Raw genomic sequence first — 18,588 nt, 5'->3', positions numbered from 1 at the left:
CCGGTCACCCCGAGGACCGGACCGCCCTGAATCCTGGAGGTCGGCGTTGACGTACAGCAGACGCAATTTCCTGTCCGCGGTCGGCATGTCCGGCGGGGCGGGCGCGCTCTTGGCGACCATGGGCGCACTTGGGCTCGCGCCCTCCGCCGAGGCGTCGGCGAAGGGCGCCTTCGCGCCGCCGCAGCCGACCGACTTCTCACTCACCGGGCGGTCCGCGAACAGGGTGGTGATCCTCGGCGCGGGGATCGCCGGCCTCGCCACGGCGTACGAGCTCGGCAAGGCGGGCTACGACTGCACGATCCTGGAGGCGCTCGACCGGGTCGGTGGCCGGAACTGGACCATCCGCGGCGGCGACAGGGTGCTTGAGCTCAACCGCTCCTTCCAGGTCGCGAAGTTCAGCGACGGCATCCACTTCAACGCGGGCCCGACCCGGCTGGCGCAGTGGATGGTCACCATGGACTACTGCCGCGAGCTGGGCGTGGACCTGGAGATCTTCACCAACTCCAACGCCCAGGCGTACATCTACCACCAGCACGTGGGGGCCCCTGTCCGCTGGCGTACGGCCAAGGCCGACATGTACGGCTACGTCGCAGAACTGCTGTCGCGGGCGACCGACGCGGGGGCGCTGGACGCCGCGCTGACCGCGCAGGACAAAGAGCGGCTGATCGCGTTTCTGTCCAGCTTCGGGGCGGTGGGCAACAAGGCGAGCGGATTCAGGTACACGGGAACCCCCCGCCGCGGCTACAGCGTGAACCCGGGCGCGGGTGACGAGGCCGGTACGGTGCTCGGGCCGGTGCCGTCACTGTCGGAGGTGCTGGCGAGCGGCGTCGGTCAGTGGTTCGAGTTCGAGCATGGCTACGACCAGGCGATGCTGATGTTCCACCCCGTCGGCGGCATGGACATGATCCCCCGGGCCTTCGCCGCGAGGATCGGGCCCGAGCGGATCCTGCTGCGTTCCAAGGTCACGAAGATCACCAATCTGCAGGACGGCGTGGAGGTGGAGTACCGGGACCACTACGGCACCACCCGGAAGATCAGCGCGGATCTGTGCGTTGCGGCGATGCCTCCGCACATCCTCGCCAGGACCCCGCACAATCTCGGCGCGGAGGTCCAGGCCGCCCTCGCCACCCCGACCGTCGTCAACGCGGGCAAGATCGGGCTGGAGTACAACCGCCGCTGGTGGGAGCTCGACGAGGACATCTACGGCGGCATCACCGCCACCGACCTCGACCTGACCCAGATTCTCTACCCCTCCTACGGGTACGGCTCGGCCCGCGGACTGGTGGTCGGCTACTACAACTTCGACGCCCAGGCCAACGCGTACGCCGCGCTCACGTCCCCGGAGCGCGAGCGCCGCGCGGTCGAGCAGGGCATGAAGATCCACGGTGCGAAGTATCGCGACGAGCTGGCGACGTCGGTGTCCGTCGCGTGGAACCTCCAGCCGAACATCGAGGGGGCATGGGTGAGCTGGCCGTCCCGCCAGGGCGCATACCAGCTCCTCAACAAGCCCGCCGGCCGCGTGTACTTCGCCGGCGACTGGCTGAGCCACATGATCGCCTGGCAGTCGGGAGCCCTGGAGTCGGCCCGCCAGGTCGTCATGGGGCTGCACCAGCGCGTCATGAACGCCAACTGAGAGGACCCCACCGCAGACTGATCGCACGCCCGACGACTCCACCCGGACCGCCGTTCAGACCGGCGGGGCCGGGGAACCGTCCGGACCGCCGTTCAGACTGGCGGGGCCGGGGAACCGCCCGAACCGCCGTTCAGACTGGCGGGGCCGGGGAACCGCCCGAACCGCCGTTCAGACTGGCGGGGCCGGGGAACCGCCCGAACCGCCGTTCAGACCGGCGGGGCCGGGGAACCGTCCGGACCGCCGTTCAGACCGGTGCGGCAGAGGAACCGCCCGAACCGTATCCGCCCGGCGCCCGCCCAGGCCGAGCCACGGGTCGCGCCCCCGGCGCTCGTCGGCCAGCGAACGCTCGTCGGCCGACGAGCGCCGGGGAGCACCCGGGTGTGCTCGCGGGGTCAGGTGCCGGGGCGGACGAGGCCGGTCTCGTAGGCGTACACGATGGCCTGGGCGCGGTCGCGCAGCCCGAGTTTCGTCAGAATCCGCCCGACGTGCGTCTTGACCGTCTGCTCGGCCACGAACAGCTTGCCGGCGATCTCCTGGTTGGACAGCGCCTGGGCCACCAGCGTGAGCACCTCGCTCTCCCGGTCGGTCAGCTCGGCCGGCCGCCGGCCCGCCACCGGCCGGGTCGCGCCCATCCGGGCGAACTCCGTGATCAGCCGTTTGGTCACCGCCGGCGCGATGAGCGCGTCGCCGGCCGCGACCACGCGTACGGCCTCGGCGAGCTGCGCGGCCGACGCGTCCTTGAGCAGGAACCCGCTGGCGCCCGCCCGCAGCGCCTCGTAGACGTAGTCGTCGAGGTCGAACGTCGTCAGGATGAGCACCTTGGGCACCGGGGTCGCACGCGAGAGAAGCTCCCGGGTGGCCTCCAGCCCGTTCATCACCGGCATCCGCACGTCCATGAGCACCACGTCGGGACGCAGCTCCGCGGCCCGCTCGACCGCCTCGCGCCCGTCGCCCGCCTCGCCCACGACCTCGATGTCGGGCTGCGTGCTCAGGAACACGGTGAAACCCGTGCGCACCATGCCCTGATCGTCGGCGATCAGCACCCGGATCACGTGACCTCCCCCTGCCCGGCGGGCAGCGCAGCGCGTACTTCGAACCCTCCACCGGGCAGCGGCCCGGCCTCCAGCGTGCCGCCGAGCAGCGCCGCCCGCTCCCGCATTCCGACCAGCCCCTGCCCACCCCCGTGCCCGGCCTCTCGCCCGACCCCGTGCCCGGCCCCTTGACCGGTGCTGCGCCGGCTGTCGGCCACCGCGCCGGTTCCGGCGCCCGGGCCGGTGCCTGGTCCGCTGACGATGTGCAGCGTCAGCTCACCGCCGCCGCGGCTGAGGTCGACGGCGACGCCCGCCCCCGGCGCGTGCCGCATCACGTTGGACAGCGACTCCTGCGCGATCCGGTACGCCGACAACCCCACGGCCGGCGGCAGCCCCTCCAGCGAGCCGGACCGCTTGACCAGCACCGCCAGCCCGGCGGCGCGGGCGTTGGCGACCAGCTCGTCGATCCGGTCGAGCCCCGGCTGCGGGGCGGTGTCGACGCGGCCCTCCGGATCACGCAGCACGCCGAGGACCTGGCGCAGCTCCGCGATCGCCTCCAGCGACAGCTGGCGGATCTCGGCCAGCCCGGCCTCCAGTTGCGCGGCGTCGCCGCCCGCCTTCAGCGGCACCGCCTCCGCCTGGATCGCGATCACCGACATGTGGTGCGCCACCACGTCGTGCAGCTCCCGCGCGATGCGGGCCCGCTCCTCCAGCACGGCCTGGGCGCCCTCGGCCTGCCGGGTACGGTGTTCCTCCTCGACGAGCCGAGCCGTCGCGGTGCGGCGTACGCGGACGTTGTAGCCGAACACCACCGCCACCGACACCACGACGGTCACCAGCGCCATCGAGTTGGGGTGGATCATCCAGGCGGCCAGGACCGTGACAGCCCAGACGGCCATGGTGACGCGGCGCTCGCAGTGCACGGCGACCGAGTAGAGGACCAGCAGGTACATGATGATCGCCGGCAACGGGTACGGCGGCGCGGCCCCGTCGAGCCGGATCGTCACCCAGATGACGACCGGCAGCAGCACGGCCGCGACCCGCCACGCGGCCAGCGGCAGGCGGTCGCGCAGCACCAGGGGCAGGCAGACGCCGATCCCGGTCAGATGGACCAGGCTCTCGCCGACCGGCTGCCCGGGGACTCGGGAGTTCCAGCCGAGCACCGTGGAGACGGTCACCCCGTGAAGGATCACGGCCAGTGCGATGTCGGCCACCTGCACGAGGCCGACGCTCCTGGACGGCAGCAGCACCCGGAAGGCGCGCGGCACCCGCATCGTCGGCCGCCGCGCCGGCGGCGCCGGGTCGGCGTCACCCTTGAAGAGCGCCATCGCCACCGGCTCGACCACCACCCGCGCCCACGCCACGACCCGGTCGCGCCCTCCACGGGAAGGGTCTCGGCCGTCAGGGCTTCCAGCGGGACGGGCGTCTTCGGCGCCGGCGTGCGCCGAAGGGGGCCGGCCCGTGGCGGGCTCCTCGGACACGCCGGCAGCGCGCCTGTCACCGCCGGGCTCCACACTCTGCGGCTCCGGTGTCCCGGGTTGCGCGCTGCCGGGTGGCGCGCCGTCGGGTTGCCGGTTTGCGTGCTGTGGACTGCCGGGCTCCGGAGCCCCGGGTTCCGGGGGATCCTCGCCCGGGGCGCGTCGGCCGCCGGTGGTGTCGGTGCGGGCCGGCTCCTCCTGAGGGGTTGGGCGGCGGCGCCGGTGGCTGAGGGAGCGGGCGCTGATCACCCGGCTGAGACTACGCGCCGGGGCCGCGCCCAGCGTCGGACCACGGGTTGATTCCGGTGTCACCCTCAGGTATCGCTTACATGATTACGATCGCCCTGAGCGAACATCGGCAGAGAAGGGAACACCAGAGGGCTCCGATGAATTGAGTCGGTATAACTCAACCCTTTGGAGTGCGCATGAGTGAGAGCTTGACCCTCCCGGTCCTGCCGCTGGACGACGCCGTCGTCCTGCCGGGCATGGTGGTCCCGCTGGACCTGTCCGACTCCGAGGTCCGCGCCGCCATCGACGCAGCCCGCGCATCTGGCGGCAACAAGCCGCGGGTCCTCCTCGTTCCCCGGATCGACGGCCGCTACGGCGCGATCGGCGTGCGGGCCGTGGTCGAGCAGGTCGGGAGGCTGCCCGGCGGCGAGCCCGCCGCGGTGGTGCGCGGTGTCGACCGCGTCCGCGTGGGCACCGGCACGACCGGCCCCGGCGCGGCGTTGTGGGTCGAGGCCGAGACGATCGACGCCGTCCCCGTGGGCGAGCACGCCCAGGAGCTGGCCAAGGAGTACAAAGCGCTGGCCACCACCATCCTGCAGAAGCGCGGCGCCTGGCAGGTGGTCGACCAGGTCAACCAGATCGACGACCCGTCGGTGCTGGCCGACAGCTCCGGCTACACCCCGTGGCTGACCACGGCGCAGAAGGTCGAGCTGCTGGAGGCCGCCGACCCCGCCGACCGGCTGGCCAAGCTGATCGAGTGGTCCCGTGAGCACCTCGCCGAGCTCGACGTCGCCGAGACGATCCGCAAGGACGTCCAGGAGGGCATGGACAGGCAGCAGCGCGAGTTCCTGCTGCGCCAGCAGCTCGCCGCCGTGCGCAAGGAGCTCAAGGAGCTCAACGGCGACTCCGAGACCGAGGAGGAGGACTACCGCGCCCGCGTGGAGGCCGCCGACCTGCCGGAGAAGGTGCGCGAGGCCGCGCTCAAGGAGGTCGACAAGCTGGAGCGGACGTCCGACCAGTCTCCCGAGACCGGCTGGATCCGCACCTGGCTCGACACGGTGCTCGACATCCCGTGGAACGACCGTACGGAAGACAACTACGACATCGCGGGCGCCAGGGCCGTGCTCGACGCCGACCACACCGGGCTCACCGACGTGAAGGACCGCATCATCGAGCACCTGGCCGTGCGCAAGCGCCGCCAGGACAAGGGCCTCGGCGTGGTGGGCGGCCGCCGCAGCGGCGCCGTCCTCGCCCTGGCCGGCCCTCCCGGAGTCGGCAAGACGTCGCTCGGCGAGTCCGTGGCCCGCGCGATGGGCCGCAAGTTCGTCCGCGTCGCGCTCGGCGGCGTCCGCGACGAGGCCGAGATCCGCGGCCACCGGCGCACCTACGTCGGCGCGCTGCCCGGCCGCATCGTCCGCGCCATCCGCGAGGCCGGCTCGATGAACCCGGTGGTCCTGCTGGACGAGGTCGACAAGGTCGGCGCCGACTACCGCGGCGACCCGACGGCCGCCCTGCTGGAGGTGCTCGACCCGGCCCAGAACCACACGTTCCGCGACCACTACCTCGAGGTCGAGCTCGACCTGTCCGACGTGCTCTTCCTGGCCACGGCCAACGTCCTGGAGGCCATTCCCGGGCCGCTGCTCGACCGCATGGAGGTCGTCACGCTCGACGGCTACACCGAGGACGAGAAGGTCGCGATCGCCCGCGACCACCTCGTGCCCCGGCAGCTGGAGCTCGCGGGCCTGACGGCCGAGGAGGTCACGGTCGAGGACGCCGCGCTGCGCAGGCTCGCCGCCGAGTACACCCGCGAGGCCGGCGTGCGCTCGCTGGAGCGCTCGGTCGCCCGCGTCCTGCGCAAGGTGGCGGCCCGCTCGGACGACCAGGACGAGCTGCCCGTCACCGTCGGCGCCGACGACCTGGTGGGCTACCTCGGCCGGCCGAGGTTCGTGCCGGAGTCGTCGCTGCCCGAGACCTCCCAGCGCACCTCGGTGCCCGGCGTGGCCACGGGTCTGGCGGTCACCGGGGCGGGGGGCGACGTGCTCTACGTGGAGGCGTCGCTGGCCGACCCCGAGACCGGCGAGACGGGCCTCACGCTGACCGGCCAGCTCGGCGACGTGATGAAGGAGTCGGCCCGCATCGCGCTGTCCTACCTGCGCTCGCACGGCGCGGAGCTGGAGCTGCCGGTCACCGCGTTGAAGGACCGCTCGGTGCACGTCCACTTCCCGGCGGGCGCCGTCCCGAAGGACGGCCCCTCGGCGGGCGTGACGCTGACCACGGCGCTGGCCTCGCTGCTGTCCGGGCGGCTGGTCCGCAGCGACGTCGCCATGACCGGCGAGATCTCGCTGACCGGGCGGGTGCTGCCGATCGGCGGCGTCAAGCAGAAACTGCTGGCGGCCCACCGCGCGGGCATCACGACCGTCCTCATCCCGGCGCGCAACGAGCCCGACCTCGACGACGTGCCCGAGGAGGTCCGCGACGAGCTGACCATCCACCCGGTCAGCGACGTGCGCGAGGTCCTCGACATCGCGCTCGCCCCGGCTCAGGTCGCCTCGACCGTGGCGGCCTGACCCCCCGGGCGACTGCCCCGCCGCACCCGGCCTCCTGGGGTACGGCGGGGCAGTCTCATGTCACGCAGCGTGACACACATCACCAAGCGGCGGCGGAATAGAGAAATCTCCGTATTCCGTTAGGCAAGTCGTGAACGAGGTATACGCGACCGACCACCGTGCCCACAGCGGCGCGTGTCGCCGCATGCGTATGGGGCGAATGCCGGCCCGCTAGACCACCCCTTCCGCCCGTTCCCTCGAAGGTTCCCTCATGATCACACCTGGCTTCGTGCTGCGCAGGCTGACGCACCTGCCGTTCCCCCCGGGCACCCGCTGACCGCTCGGTTTCTCCTCGTCCGGTGATGTACGTTCCCGCGGCCGCGCTCGTGGCCGCCCTCAGTCGTGGGGAAGTCCCGTGATCCAGGCTTCAGGCCTGCGCAAGCAGTACGGCACGACCGTCGCGCTCGACGGCGTGGACCTGCACGTGCGCGAAGGCGAGATCTACGGCGTGCTCGGCCAGAGCGGCGCCGGCAAGAGCACCCTCCTGCGCTGCGTCAACCTGCTCGAACGTCCCACCGCCGGCACCGTCACGGTCGCCGGCCAGGACCTGACCGCGCTGGGCAACGCCGAGCTCAACCGGGCCAGGCAGCGCATCGGCATGATCCACCAGCACTTCGCGCTGCTCTCCTCGCGTACGGTCGCCGGCAACGTGGCCTTCCCGCTGGAGGTCATGGGGGTGCCCAAGGCCGAGCGCGAGCGCCGTGTCGCCGAGTTGCTGGAGCTCGTCGGGCTCGACGGGCGCGGCAAGGACCGGCCCCACCAGCTGTCCGGCGGCCAGAAGCAGCGCGTCGGCATCGCCCGCGCGCTGGCCGGCGAGCCGGCCGTGCTGCTGTCGGACGAGGCCACCTCCGCCCTCGACCCGGCCACCACGCAGTCGATCCTCGCCCTGCTCAAGCGCCTCAACGCCGAGCTCGGCCTGACGATCCTGCTCATCACCCACGAGATGAACGTCGTCAAGAGCGTCTGCGACTCGGTGGCCATCATGGCGAACGGCCGCATCGAGGAGTCCGGCGCCATCGCCGACCTCATCCGCACGCCCGGCTCCCGCCTGACCCGGGAGATCTTCCCGCTGCCCGAGCCCGCGCCGGCCGGCTCGGTGACGCTGACGTTCACCGGCGACCCGCGCCAGCCCGTGGTGTCGGAGCCCGTGGTGTCGGCGGTCGTGCGCAAGTTCGACGTGGACCTCAGCATCCTGGGCGGCTCCATCGAGGAGCTGCCGGCCGGTCCCGTCGGCCGGCTGCGCGTCACGCTCGACGGCGCCGACCGGCCCGCGGCGCTGGCGTACCTGAGGGATTCCGGGCTGATCGTCGAGGAGGCCGCGTGACCTGGGAAGAGATCCTGCCGCTGCTCGGCCCGGCGACGCTGGAGACGGCGCAGATGGTCGGGTGGTCGACGCTGTTCACCCTGCTGTTCGGGCTGCCGCTCGGCGTGGCGCTGGTGGCGTTCGACCGCGACGGGCTGCGGCCGCTGCCGGGGCCCCGGGCGGCGCTCGGGTTCGTGGTCAACATCGGGCGGTCGCTGCCGTTCATCGTGCTGATGATCGCGATCATCCCGTTCACCCGGCTCGTCGTCGGGACGACCATCGGCACCGCCGCGTTCGTGGTGCCGCTGACCGTCGGGGCGGTGCCCTTCTACGCGCGGCTGGTGGAGACGGCGCTGCGCGAGGTCGGCACCGACGTCGTGCAGGCCGCGCAGGCCATGGGCGCGAGCCGGACCACGATCGTGCGCAAGGTGCTGCTGCCGGAGGCACTGCCCGGCCTGGTCGCGGGCCTGACCGTGACGGTCGTGGCGCTCATCGGCTACTCCGCCATGGCGGGCACGCTCGGCGGGGGCGGGCTGGGCGACCTGGCCGTCCGGTACGGCTACCAGCGCTTCGAGACGCTCCTCATGATCGTGACCGTCGTCCTGCTCATCGTCATCGTGCAACTGCTGCAGAGCCTCGGCGACCTGATCGCTCGCCGACTATCGCATAAGTAAGGAAAAATCATGAAAATTCACCGCATTGTGGGTGCTGTCGCGCTGGCTCTGTCGCTCGCCGCATGCGGCACGTCGCAGTCCGCCACCGACGGCGCCACTGGTGGCGCCACCGCTGAGGGCGCTGACGCCGTGCTCCGCGTCGGCGCGAGCCCCGTGCCGCACGCGGAGATCCTGAACTTCGTCAAGGACAACCTGGCCCCGGCCGCCGGGCTGAAGCTCGAGATCGTGGAGTTCACCGACTACGTGCAGCCGAACGTCCAGCTCGAGGAGGGGCAGCTCACGGCCAACTTCTTCCAGCACAAGCCGTACCTCGACGACTTCAACGCCACCAAGGGCACCGACCTGAGCTTCGTCGCGCCGGTCCACCTGGAGCCGCTCGGCCTGTACTCCAAGAAGATCACGAACGTCTCCGCGCTGCCGGCCGGCGCCACCGTGGCGCTCCCGAACGACGCCACCAACCTCGGCCGCGCACTCAAGCTGCTCGCCGACAACGGCGTGATCACCCTCAAGGAGGGCGCGAGCACCGCGGCCACCGAGCGCGACGTGACGGCGAACCCGAAGAACCTGCAGTTCAAGGCGCTGGAGGCGGCCCAGCTGCCCCGCTCGCTGGAGGACGTCGACGCCGCGGTGATCAACGGCAACTACGCCATCGAGGCCGGGCTCAAGCCCGCCTCGCAGGCCCTGGTGCTGGAGAAGACCGAGGGCAACCCGTACGTCAACGGCCTGGTCGTCCAGGCGGGCCACGAGAAGGACGCCAACATCGTCACCCTCGGCAAGCTCCTGCGGGACCAGAAGGTCAAGGACTTCATCGAGCAGAAGTACCAGGGCTCGGTGATCCCCGCCGAGTAACACATCAAGGGGCCGGATAAATGATCAACCTAATGATCAGGATTTTTCACGATCATTCTGGAATATCATCTTATCCGGCCTTTTATGGCGTTAAGCGAATTGTAAGCCGAGAGCAATCAGGAAGGCGTACGAAAGCGGGGTCAGGAAAACCTCTCCCGAGGAGACCCCGTGCGAATCGCCTCACGAATCATGCTCGGCATCACCGCGGCCGCCGTGGCCGCGGTCCTCACGCCGGCCGCGGCCGGCGCGTCCACCACATCCCAGGCGGGCTGGGGCCCCTACTTCTCCGCCGACCACAAGGCCGCCGCGCGCGGTCACGTGTCCGTCGACCGCCAGCGCTACCGGCACTGGTACTGGAAGACCGACTTCGTCAGGGACCGCGAGTGCTTCAGGATCACAAGGGCGACCGGCACTGCAAATGGGTCGTGAAGAAGGTCGGCAAGAAGGTCTGGGAGTGGCGGTACAGGGAGTTCTTCACCGTGCACAGCACGCTCGTGAACCACAAGTCGGGCAGGGGCAAGTGCGCGTGGGAGACGTTCAAGGTCGTGCACGAGAACGGCTCGTCCTCGTTCAAGAGCTTCGCCAACTGCGGCAGGCACCCCCGCCACTTCTCCTTCTCCGGTAAGAACGCCGCCCACATCTCCGTGGACGTGAGCAGGGGCGACCACTCCCGTCCGACCGGCGTCCACTCCGGGTGGGAGTCGGTCCACCACGCGGGCGTCTGAGCCCCACGCGAAGCCGCGGCACTCGAAGGTGAGGCCGCGGCTTCGTCGTCGCGGAAATTGGGTCCTGGCCCGCCGCCGACGCACCGAATACTGTTCTGGTCATGCATCCGGGAGCCATCGCAGCAGCCACCCCCGACAAGCCCGCTGTGATCATGGCGGGCTCCGGACGGATCGTCACCTACCGCGAGCTGGACGAAGAGTCGAACCGGCTGGCCCACCTGTTCCGGGCGGCCGGGCTGCGGCCCGGCGACCACATCGCGTTCATGCTCGCCAACCACCCGCTCTTCCTCGTCATCGCCTGGGCGGCGCACCGATCGGGCCTGTACTACACGCCGATCAGCTCGCGGCTGCAGACGGACGAGCTGGCCTACATCGTCAACAACTGCGGCGCCCGCGTCTTCATCTCCAGCGCCGACCTGGCCGGCGTCGCCGCCTCGGTCACCGCCGCCACGCCCGGCGTCGAGCTGCGGCTCATGCTGGACGGCGCCGCCGACGGCTTCCAGTCGTACGAGCAGGCCGTGGCCGGGCAGCCGGTCACCCCGATCGAGGACGAGTGCATGGGCATGGACATGCTCTACTCCTCGGGCACCACGGGCCGGCCCAAGGGCGTCAAGCTGCCCTCGACGTACGGCCCGCTCACCGAGCCGGGCGCGCTGCTCCAGCTCATCCAGTTCCTCTTCGCGCCCTCGGCGGACAGCGTCTACCTGTCGCCCGCGCCGCTCTACCACGCCGCGCCGCTGCGCTACAGCCTGTCGTTCCAGCGGCTCGGGGCCACGGTGGTGGTGATGGAGCGCTTCGACCCGGAGCGGTACCTCGCGCTGGTGGAGCGGCACCGGGTGACGCACACGCAGCTCGTGCCGACGATGTTCATCAAGATGCTCAAGCTGCCCGCCGAGGCCAGGCAGAAGCACGACCTGTCCTCGCTGCGCTACGCGATCCACGCCGCCGCGCCGTGCCCCATCCCGGTCAAGGAGCAGATGATCGACTGGTGGGGGCCGATCATCCACGAGTACTACGCCGGAACCGAGGGCAACGGCTTCCTGTACGTGGGTCCCGAGGACTGGCTCAAGCACAAGGGCACCGTCGGCCGCCCGCTGCTCGGCACCGTGCACATCTGCGACGAGGACGGCGACGAGCTGCCGCCCGGCGAGCAAGGCACGATCTTCTTCGAGAGCGGCGGGCGTTTCGAGTACCACGGCGACCCGGAGAAGACCCGCTCGGTCCAGGACCCGCGGGGCAGGGGCTGGACGACGCTGGGCGACATCGGCCACCTCGACGCCGAGGGCTTCCTGTATCTCACCGACCGGCGCTCGTACATGATCATCTCGGGCGGGGTGAACATCTACCCGCAGGAGGCCGAGAACGTGCTGTCGGTGCATCCGAAGGTCGCCGACGTGGCGGTGTTCGGGGTGCCGGACGAGGAGATGGGGGAGCAGGTCAAGGCCGTGGTGGAGCCGATGTCGATGGACGAGGCCGGCCCGGAGCTGGAGGCGGAGCTGATCGCGTACTGCCGGGAGCGCCTGGCGCACTACAAGTGCCCCAAGTCGGTCGACTTCCGCCCCGAGCTGCCACGCCACCCCACCGGCAAGCTCTACAAACGCCTCCTCCGCGACGCGTACTGGCCCGCCCGCTGACGGAGCGCCGGCGTCGGGTGGCAGGTCAGGTGTCGCCGCTGGTCAGCGGCATGACAGCCGCCTGTCGGGTAGGTGGATCGCATGAGGAGACTGATGGATCGGGTGCGCACGTTCCTGCGCAGATTCAAGAAGAAGCAGCCGGTCGAGACGGCCACGCCGACGGCGGCCGGCCCGCAGACGAAGGAGAAGAAGCGGCGCTGGCTGGGAAAGCTACGACGTCATCAAGGGGGCCCGGATTGAGGCCCTGAACGGATGCGCGTTCCTGCCGGTGGTTTCGACCATGCCATGAGCCAAGAACACGCGGCGTTTACCGGCCTGGAAATCCCGTCCGGGAAAACGGACGTGTATGGCGAAACATCGTTCGAGGGTGGGAAGGTGTGCGCCGACCTTTCCACCCTCTGATCACCTGGCGCAGAGCACGCCGACCTCGCGCGCCGGGCGCACGTCGGCTCCCGCGCAGGAGCGCCGATTCGCCCGTGCAAAGATCCGGTAGATCTTTTTGCGGGTCATGCGGCTGGTGACTGCCCGTGCGACCAGCGGCTATAAAGCGTGCGTGAGTGGTTTCGCAGCGTGCCGAACGGGCTCTTAAGCAGGTCTTACGCGGGTCTTGACATCCTTGAGCCATCGGGACTTGAGGAGATGACAGATGAACGCGAACGAGCCTCACGAGCAGCGCCCTCAGCAGGAGCGCTCCGGTGGGTGGAGCCAGTTCGGCGCCGTTCCGCCGGCCGCCGGGGGCTTTCCCCGGAGGGACACGCACCCCATGCCCCAGCCGCCACCGCCGCCGGCCGGGACGCCCGTGAAGGCACGGCTGAACGCCGGCCAGAAGGCCGTCGCCGGTCTGGCCCTGGCCGCCATGGCGATCGGCGGCGGTGCGGTGGGAGCCTACGTCGCCACCTCGTTCCAGCCACAGCCGGTCGCCGGCAGCACCACCGGCACGCCGGGCCCGGTCTTCAAGACCGCCTCCGACCAGCTCACCGTGGCCGAGGTCGCGACCAAGGTGCAGCCGTCGGTGGTGATGATCCAGGGCCAGACCGGTGAGGGCTCCGGTGTGGTGTTGTCGGAGGACGGCCTCATCCTCACCAACAACCACGTGGCCGTCGGCGCGGGGCAGGCCGGTCAGATGACGGTCAAGTTCAGCGACGGCAAGACGGCCAAGGCCACCGTCGTCGGCACCGACCCCGCCACCGACCTCGCGGTCATCCGGGCGGAGGGCGTCTCCGGGCTGACCAAGGCCACGCTGGGCGACAGCGACGGGCTCCGGGTGGGCGACCCCGTGCTGGCGATCGGCAGCCCGCTCGGCCTCGACGGGTCCGTCACGGCGGGCATCGTCAGCGCGCTCGACCGTACGCTCAACCTCGGCGAGGATCGCCAGCAGCTCCCGCCCGGCTGGGGCATGCAGGGGCAGCAGAGCCCGCTCACCACGATCGGCGGCGCCATCCAGACCGACGCCTCGATCAACCCCGGCAACTCCGGCGGCGCGCTGGTCAACGCCGCGGGCGAGCTGGTCGGCATCAACACCGCGATCGCGTCCGAGGCCGCGGGCGGCGGCGTCGGCTTCGCCATCCCGGTCAACACCGCCAAGCAGGTCTCCGAGCAGCTCATCAACGACGGCAAGGTCACCCACGCGTTCCTCGGCGTGAGCGTCACCGACGCCATGGGCGACGTGCCCGGGGCCCTCGTCCGCCAGGTCACCGCCGCAAGCCCGGCGGAGAAGGCCGGTCTGCGGCAGGGCGACCTGATCACCAAGATCGGCGACAAGACGGTTGACGGGGGCGATACGGTTGTGGGACAGGTCAGAGGTTTCAAACCGGGCCAAGAGGTCAAGATCACATATATGAGGGACGGCAAGACTCACGAGGTCGACGTCACCCTCGAAGAGCAGAGCTGACCCCAAGACCCCCTCATGGACGGGTGTGCCGTCGAGATCGCTGCGGACTCGGCGGCACACCCCCCCCGAACTCATGAGAAGCGGCGGCCCTCGTCGCGGCGGTAGGCCCAGGCGGCGGCCGCGGCCGCGACGACCGTCCACACGCCGAGCATGACCAGCGCCACCGCGTCCGGCGTGGAGCCCGCCGTGATCGCCCACAGCAGCTCGGCCACGCCCCTGGTGGGCACGTACGGCGAGATCGCCTGGACGAACCCGGGCAGGAGCTGCGGCGGCATCACCAGCCCGCCGAGGACCGCCATCGGGAAGAACAGCACCTGTGACACCGCGATCGCGGCCTTGGACGTCGTCACCAACCCGATGAACAGCCCGAGCAGCATGAACGGCAACAGGCCGGCGACGACGGCCCCCAGGCCCAGCAGCAGCCGCGGCGGCGTGGTCGTGGCTTCGGTGAAGAGGCCCGCCACCAGCAGCACGGGCACCATGGAGGTCACCGTGACGGCCAGCGTCGCCAGGATGCGCCCGGCGAAGCGGGGCGCCGGGCCCGCGGGGAGGGTGCGGAGGTAGGGGTTCCAGGGCAGCTCGCGATCCTGCGCCACGGTGATGCTGAGCCCGATGAGCGCCCCCGACATCGCGCCGAAGAACGCCAGCGAGCCCGTCGCCATCGTGGCCGCGCGCGGGTCGCTGCCCGCGAACGGCACCACGAACGCCACCATCGCCACGGCAGGGAAGAACGCGCCGGCCAGCAGGCTGATCGGCACCCTGAGCTGTTCGAGCAGGAGATAGCGGGTGTGCGCGACGACCAGGCTAGACATGCGCGGACTCCTTCGAGGTCAGGGCGAGGAAGGCCTCTTCGAGGGTGGTCGGCCTGATCTCCAGGTCCGAGAACGACGCGCCGCTGCGCACCAGCTCGACGACCAGCCGGTCGGGGTCGGTGGTGACGAGGTCGACGCGGTCGCCGTGGCGTTCGGCGCCCACCACGCCGGGCAGCTCGGGCAGCTCGGCCGCGGCGAACGACACCCGGCGCACGCCCACGATCTCGCGTACGGCGCGCACGGTGTCGTCGGCCAGCACGCGCCCGCCCGCCACCACCACGACCCGCTCGGCCAGGGCCTCGATCTCCTCCAGGTAGTGGCTGGTGAGCAGCACCGTGCCGCCCTCGGCGTGGAAGGACCTGATGCCCTCCCACAAGGTGCGCCGCGCCTCGACGTCGAGGCCGGTCGTGGGCTCGTCGAGGAAGACCAGCCGCGGGTTGCCGGCGAACGCCAGCGCCACCGCCAGCCGCCGCCGCTGCCCGCCGGACAGCCCGCCGACCTGCCGTCTGGCCAGGTCGTCGAGCCCGAAGCGGGCCAGCAGCTCCTCCTTGGGGAGCCGGTCAGGGAAGTGGGCCGAGACGAAGTCGACGATCTCGGCGACGCGTAACGACTCGGGCAGCCCGGTCTCCTGCGGCGTCACGCCGATGCCGCGCCGCCGCACCGGATCGGAGGGCGAGCCGCCGAGCAGCTCCACCACGCCGGACGTCGGGCGGCGCAGCCCCACGAACAGGTTGATCAGGGTGGACTTGCCCGCGCCGTTGGGGCCGAGCAGGCCCACCAGCTCGCCCGCTCTGATGTCGAGCGAGACGCGGTCGAGCGCCAGCACGTCGCCGTAGCGGCGGGTGGCCTCGACCGTCCTGGCGAGAACCGTCATCAGACTCCTCCAGCGTTGTCCAGCAAGGCGCGGATCGCCTTGGTGTAGTCCTCGAAGGCCAGCCGTCCGCGCTTGGTGAGCGCCGCGTACGTGACGGGCGTGCGGCCCCTGTGCGTCTTGATGATCCGGACGTAGCCGGCGTCCTCCAGCTTGGTCAGGTGCACCGAGAGGTTGCCCGCGGTCATCCCGAGCAGCTCCTTCATGGAGTTGAAGGCCATCTCGTCGCCCTCGGGCAGGACGTTGAGCGCGGCGACCACCCGCAGGCGGGCCTGGGCGTGGATCACCGGGTCGAGCTCGGGCAGCGGCTGCTCGGCGCTCACCAGCGCAACCTCAGCCACCCGCCCACGAGGATGAACCCGGCGCCCAGCAGCGCGGCTGTCAGCAGCGCGTGCCAGCCGGCGCCGAGCAGCACGCCGAGCCCGTTGACGGCGGCCACCCAGGCGCCGATGAAGAACATCGGCCATTGGAGCCAGATCGCGCCGCCTGTCATGTACAGCACGGCCACCACGGTCAGCGAGAAGCCGGCCCAGAGCAGGCCGCTCTCGTCGGGGGGCAGTTGGAGGGTCATCCTGCTCGCGATCATGGTCATGAGCCCCATCCCGGCGAACCATGCCAGGCCGTACATCAGGCCGCGGGACGAGCTGTCGCCGCGGCTGAGCCGGACCATGCGCACCACCCCGTACGCCGCCACCGCACCCGCGACCACCTGGGCGACCATCAGCACGGCCACGCCCTGCATCTGGGAGATCGGCGCGTAGGGCCGCCCGTCGAGCCCGTAGTGCAGGAACAGCGCGGTGAAGCCGAGCAGCCAGGCGACGCCCCACGGGACGTAGAGCAGGAGTGGATCGCCCCGCAACAACCTGACGGTGGCGGTGCTCTGCTCCTCCATGACGCGGAGCATCTCCTCGGGACTCTTCTCGCGGTCGTCGTCCACCATGCAAACACCTCGGATTCTCAAAGTAGTTTGCAGAATAAACCTGATGGCGTCGCAAACACAACGGCCTTGTCGAGAGGCCAGGCTTACCGCCTGGTCAGAACCTCGGACTCCCACAGGTCGCGGTAGTAGCCCGGCACGGACACGAGCTCGTCGTGGTGCCCGCGCTGCACGACCCGGCCCTCCTCCAGCACGATGACCTCGTCGACCAGCTCCAGGCCCTTGAGGCGGTGCGTCACGAGCAGCGTCGTGCGGTCGCGGGTCACGTCGAGCAGGTCGCTCATCAGCCGGTCGGCCGTCTCCTCGTCCAGTGCCTCGGCCGGCTCGTCGAGCAGCAGCACCGGAGGGTCGTACAGCAGCGCCCTGGCCAGGGCCAGGCGCTGCAGCTGGCCGCCGGAGACCGTCCTGCCGTCCTCGCCGAGCTCGGCGTCCCATCCGGTGCGCTCGACCCACTCCTCCAGACGGGCATCGCGTACGGCGCGGCGCAGCGTCTCCTCGTCGGCGCCGGGGCCGGCCAGGCGCAGGTTGTCGCGCAGGCTGGCGCGGAAGATGTACGGGTCCTGGGTGAGCCCCGTCATCAGGGCGCGCACGTCGTCGCCCGCCAGGTCACGGACGTCGACGCCGTTGACCCTGACCGCGCCCGACTCGGGCTCCACCAGCCGCATCAGCGCGGCCAGCAACGTGCTCTTGCCCGCCCCGCTGGGCCCCACGACCGCCACCCGCTTCCCCGGCGTGAGCCGCAACGACACCCCGTCCACCGCCGGCCGCCCCGCCCTGCCGCCGGGCGCGCGGGCGATCTCACCGGTTCCGTCCGAGCCGTCTTGGTCCGTACGTTCCTGGACGGGATGGCGGACGACGAGGTCGTCGACCTCGACGGTCAGCGGGGGCTCCGGGCGGGGGGCCGGTGCGGCGGGTTCGGTGACCGCCGGGGTGGAGGCGCGCACCTCCCGCAGGCGCCGCAGCGCCGCGGTGACGCCCGCGAGGCGCTCGCCCGCCGCCGCCAGCGGCAGCACCGGCTCGAAGGCCACCAGGGACGTCAGCGCCAGCACGGCCGTGCCCACCGAGTCCGCACCGCCCGCCTGGGCGAGCAGGACGACGGCCGCCACTGTCAGCCCCTGCACCAGCGTGCCCCCGGCGAGGGCGGCGGCGTGTACGCGGGCCTGGCGGCGTTCGAGCGCGGCCAGCGCCGCGTCGGCGTCCTGGGCGCGGGCTAGCGCGTCACCGTCGGCGCCGTACGCGGCCAGGTCGGCCGAGCCGTGCACCAGGTCGGCCACCCGGCCCGCCAGCGCCGCCCGTGCCGGAGCGATCCGCGCCGACCAGCGCCGGGCGGCGGCGGCCGTACCGGCGGGCAGCAGCACCCCGGCCACCACCAGCCCCGCCACCAGCACCAGCGCCGCCACCGGCAGGATCGTCAGCCCGATGACGACGGCGGCGAGGCCCGCCGTCGCCGCCGCGGCGGCCGGAAGGAGGCAGCGGACGAGCAGGTCCTGGACGGCCTCGGTGTCGTCCACCATGCGGCTGAGCAGGTCGGCGCCACCCTGGCGCGGTTGCTGCGGTGGGATCAGAGCTTCGTAGAGGCGTTCGCGGGTGCCGGCCTGCGCGCGCAGGGCGACGTCGTGGCCGGTGAGCCGCTCGGCGTAACGGAAGACGCCCTTGCCGGTGGCGAACGCCCGGGTCGCCACGATCGCCACACTCAGCGCGGCCAGCGGCGGCTGCTCGGCCGCCCGCGTGATCAGCCACGCGGCGGCGGCGATGAGCCCCAGCCCCGCCAGGTCGGCCGCCGACCCCGCCAGCACGGCCCAAACCAGCCGCATCCCCATCGACCGCGCCACGCCGGGCTCCTGCCCACCGGTGCCGCCCGGTGTCGGCCGCGCCACGCCCGGCTCCTGTCCACCGGTGCCGCCGGGTGTCGGCCG

General features: G+C 71.5%; 17 protein-coding genes. 10 read left to right on the top strand and 7 right to left on the bottom strand.

The window, feature by feature from the left end:
- Positions 1-46: 46 nt before the first annotated feature.
- Positions 47-1,633, top strand: a complete 1,587-nt coding sequence (locus ACIBP6_RS15920) for a flavin monoamine oxidase family protein (protein ID WP_397052713.1) — start codon at positions 47-49, stop codon at positions 1,631-1,633.
- Positions 1,634-2,025: 392 nt separating this feature from the next.
- On the opposite strand, the gene ACIBP6_RS15915 is transcribed toward ACIBP6_RS15920, so the two are convergent.
- Together ACIBP6_RS15915 and ACIBP6_RS15910 are read right to left on the bottom strand one after the other, a co-directional pair.
- Positions 2,026-2,685, bottom strand: coding sequence for a response regulator (locus ACIBP6_RS15915; protein WP_397052711.1), 660 nt, complete (start codon positions 2,683-2,685; stop codon positions 2,026-2,028).
- Entirely contained in the window at positions 2,682-4,028 is a 1,347-nt protein-coding gene (locus ACIBP6_RS15910) for a sensor histidine kinase (RefSeq protein ID WP_397052709.1), read from the bottom strand. Before ACIBP6_RS15910 ends, ACIBP6_RS15915 begins: the two co-directional genes overlap by 4 nt.
- Before the next feature lie 539 nt (positions 4,029-4,567).
- On the opposite strand from ACIBP6_RS15910, the gene lon reads away from it, so the two are divergent.
- From lon to ACIBP6_RS15865, 9 genes are all read left to right on the top strand, one after another.
- Positions 4,568-6,937 (top strand): endopeptidase La, encoded by a 2,370-nt coding sequence (gene lon, locus ACIBP6_RS15905; protein ID WP_397052707.1) that lies wholly within the window; start codon positions 4,568-4,570, stop codon positions 6,935-6,937.
- Between the two features lie 394 nt (positions 6,938-7,331).
- Entirely contained in the window at positions 7,332-8,300 is a 969-nt protein-coding gene (locus ACIBP6_RS15900; RefSeq protein WP_397052705.1) for a methionine ABC transporter ATP-binding protein, read from the top strand.
- Positions 8,297-8,953, top strand: a complete 657-nt coding sequence (locus tag ACIBP6_RS15895; protein ID WP_397052703.1) for a methionine ABC transporter permease — start codon at positions 8,297-8,299, stop codon at positions 8,951-8,953. Before ACIBP6_RS15900 ends, ACIBP6_RS15895 begins: the two co-directional genes overlap by 4 nt.
- A gap of 9 nt (positions 8,954-8,962) precedes the next feature.
- Complete coding sequence (locus ACIBP6_RS15890; protein WP_397052701.1) at positions 8,963-9,802, top strand: MetQ/NlpA family ABC transporter substrate-binding protein; 840 nt, start codon at positions 8,963-8,965, stop codon at positions 9,800-9,802.
- Positions 9,803-9,970: 168 nt separating this feature from the next.
- Positions 9,971-10,231 carry a hypothetical protein gene (locus ACIBP6_RS15885; RefSeq protein WP_397052699.1) on the top strand — a complete coding sequence of 87 codons (261 nt, stop codon included), beginning with the start codon at positions 9,971-9,973 and terminating at the stop codon, positions 10,229-10,231.
- Positions 10,186-10,527 carry a hypothetical protein gene (locus ACIBP6_RS15880; protein WP_397052697.1) on the top strand — a complete coding sequence of 114 codons (342 nt, stop codon included), beginning with the start codon at positions 10,186-10,188 and terminating at the stop codon, positions 10,525-10,527. Before ACIBP6_RS15885 ends, ACIBP6_RS15880 begins: the two co-directional genes overlap by 46 nt.
- 101 nt (positions 10,528-10,628) lie before the next feature.
- Positions 10,629-12,161, top strand: coding sequence for an AMP-binding protein (locus ACIBP6_RS15875; protein ID WP_397052695.1), 1,533 nt, complete (start codon positions 10,629-10,631; stop codon positions 12,159-12,161).
- An 81-nt stretch (positions 12,162-12,242) separates the two neighbouring features.
- Entirely contained in the window at positions 12,243-12,401 is a 159-nt protein-coding gene (locus ACIBP6_RS15870) for a hypothetical protein (protein ID WP_397052693.1), read from the top strand.
- 406 nt (positions 12,402-12,807) lie between these two features.
- Positions 12,808-14,052 (top strand): S1C family serine protease, encoded by a 1,245-nt coding sequence (locus tag ACIBP6_RS15865; protein ID WP_397052691.1) that lies wholly within the window; start codon positions 12,808-12,810, stop codon positions 14,050-14,052.
- A gap of 71 nt (positions 14,053-14,123) precedes the next feature.
- On the opposite strand, the gene ACIBP6_RS15860 is transcribed toward ACIBP6_RS15865, so the two are convergent.
- The 5 genes from ACIBP6_RS15860 to ACIBP6_RS15840 all read right to left on the bottom strand — a co-directional run bounded on the left by ACIBP6_RS15860 (position 14,124) and on the right by ACIBP6_RS15840 (position 18,549).
- Positions 14,124-14,864 carry an ABC transporter permease gene (locus ACIBP6_RS15860; protein WP_397052689.1) on the bottom strand — a complete coding sequence of 247 codons (741 nt, stop codon included), beginning with the start codon at positions 14,862-14,864 and terminating at the stop codon, positions 14,124-14,126.
- On the bottom strand, positions 14,857-15,738 hold the full coding sequence (locus ACIBP6_RS15855; RefSeq protein WP_397052688.1) for an ABC transporter ATP-binding protein: 882 nt from the start codon (positions 15,736-15,738) through the stop codon (positions 14,857-14,859). Before ACIBP6_RS15855 ends, ACIBP6_RS15860 begins: the two co-directional genes overlap by 8 nt.
- Entirely contained in the window at positions 15,738-16,058 is a 321-nt protein-coding gene (locus ACIBP6_RS15850; protein WP_397052686.1) for a winged helix-turn-helix domain-containing protein, read from the bottom strand. The genes ACIBP6_RS15855 and ACIBP6_RS15850 overlap by 1 nt, the downstream gene beginning before the upstream one ends.
- The gene (locus tag ACIBP6_RS15845; RefSeq protein ID WP_397052684.1) at positions 16,055-16,675 is read right to left on the bottom strand and encodes a hypothetical protein; all 621 of its coding nucleotides are present in this window, start codon (positions 16,673-16,675) and stop codon (positions 16,055-16,057) included. The genes ACIBP6_RS15850 and ACIBP6_RS15845 overlap by 4 nt, the downstream gene beginning before the upstream one ends.
- An 83-nt stretch (positions 16,676-16,758) precedes the next feature.
- Entirely contained in the window at positions 16,759-18,549 is a 1,791-nt protein-coding gene (locus ACIBP6_RS15840; protein ID WP_397052683.1) for an amino acid ABC transporter ATP-binding/permease protein, read from the bottom strand.
- Between the last annotated feature and the right edge of the window lie 39 nt (positions 18,550-18,588).

Origin of the sequence: Nonomuraea terrae, assembly GCF_044465245.1 — a bacterium.
In the GTDB taxonomy this organism is placed as follows: Bacteria; Actinomycetota; Actinomycetes; order Streptosporangiales; family Streptosporangiaceae; genus Nonomuraea; species Nonomuraea terrae.
This window is presented reverse-complemented; position numbering and strand designations above follow the sequence as displayed.

Excerpts from the sequence above, each read along its gene's own strand:
- lon (WP_397052707.1), top strand. The coding sequence starts at position 4,568 with ATGAGTGAGAGCTTGACCCTCCCGGTCCTGCCGCTGGACGACGCCGTC.
- ACIBP6_RS15890 (WP_397052701.1), top strand. The coding sequence starts at position 8,963 with ATGAAAATTCACCGCATTGTGGGTGCTGTCGCGCTGGCTCTGTCGCTC.
- ACIBP6_RS15875 (WP_397052695.1), top strand. The coding sequence starts at position 10,629 with ATGCATCCGGGAGCCATCGCAGCAGCCACCCCCGACAAGCCCGCTGTG.
- ACIBP6_RS15870 (WP_397052693.1), top strand. The coding sequence starts at position 12,243 with ATGAGGAGACTGATGGATCGGGTGCGCACGTTCCTGCGCAGATTCAAG.
- ACIBP6_RS15865 (WP_397052691.1), top strand. The coding sequence starts at position 12,808 with ATGAACGCGAACGAGCCTCACGAGCAGCGCCCTCAGCAGGAGCGCTCC.
- ACIBP6_RS15860 (WP_397052689.1), bottom strand. The coding sequence starts at position 14,864 with ATGTCTAGCCTGGTCGTCGCGCACACCCGCTATCTCCTGCTCGAACAG.
- ACIBP6_RS15855 (WP_397052688.1), bottom strand. The coding sequence starts at position 15,738 with ATGACGGTTCTCGCCAGGACGGTCGAGGCCACCCGCCGCTACGGCGAC.
- ACIBP6_RS15845 (WP_397052684.1), bottom strand. The coding sequence starts at position 16,675 with ATGGTGGACGACGACCGCGAGAAGAGTCCCGAGGAGATGCTCCGCGTC.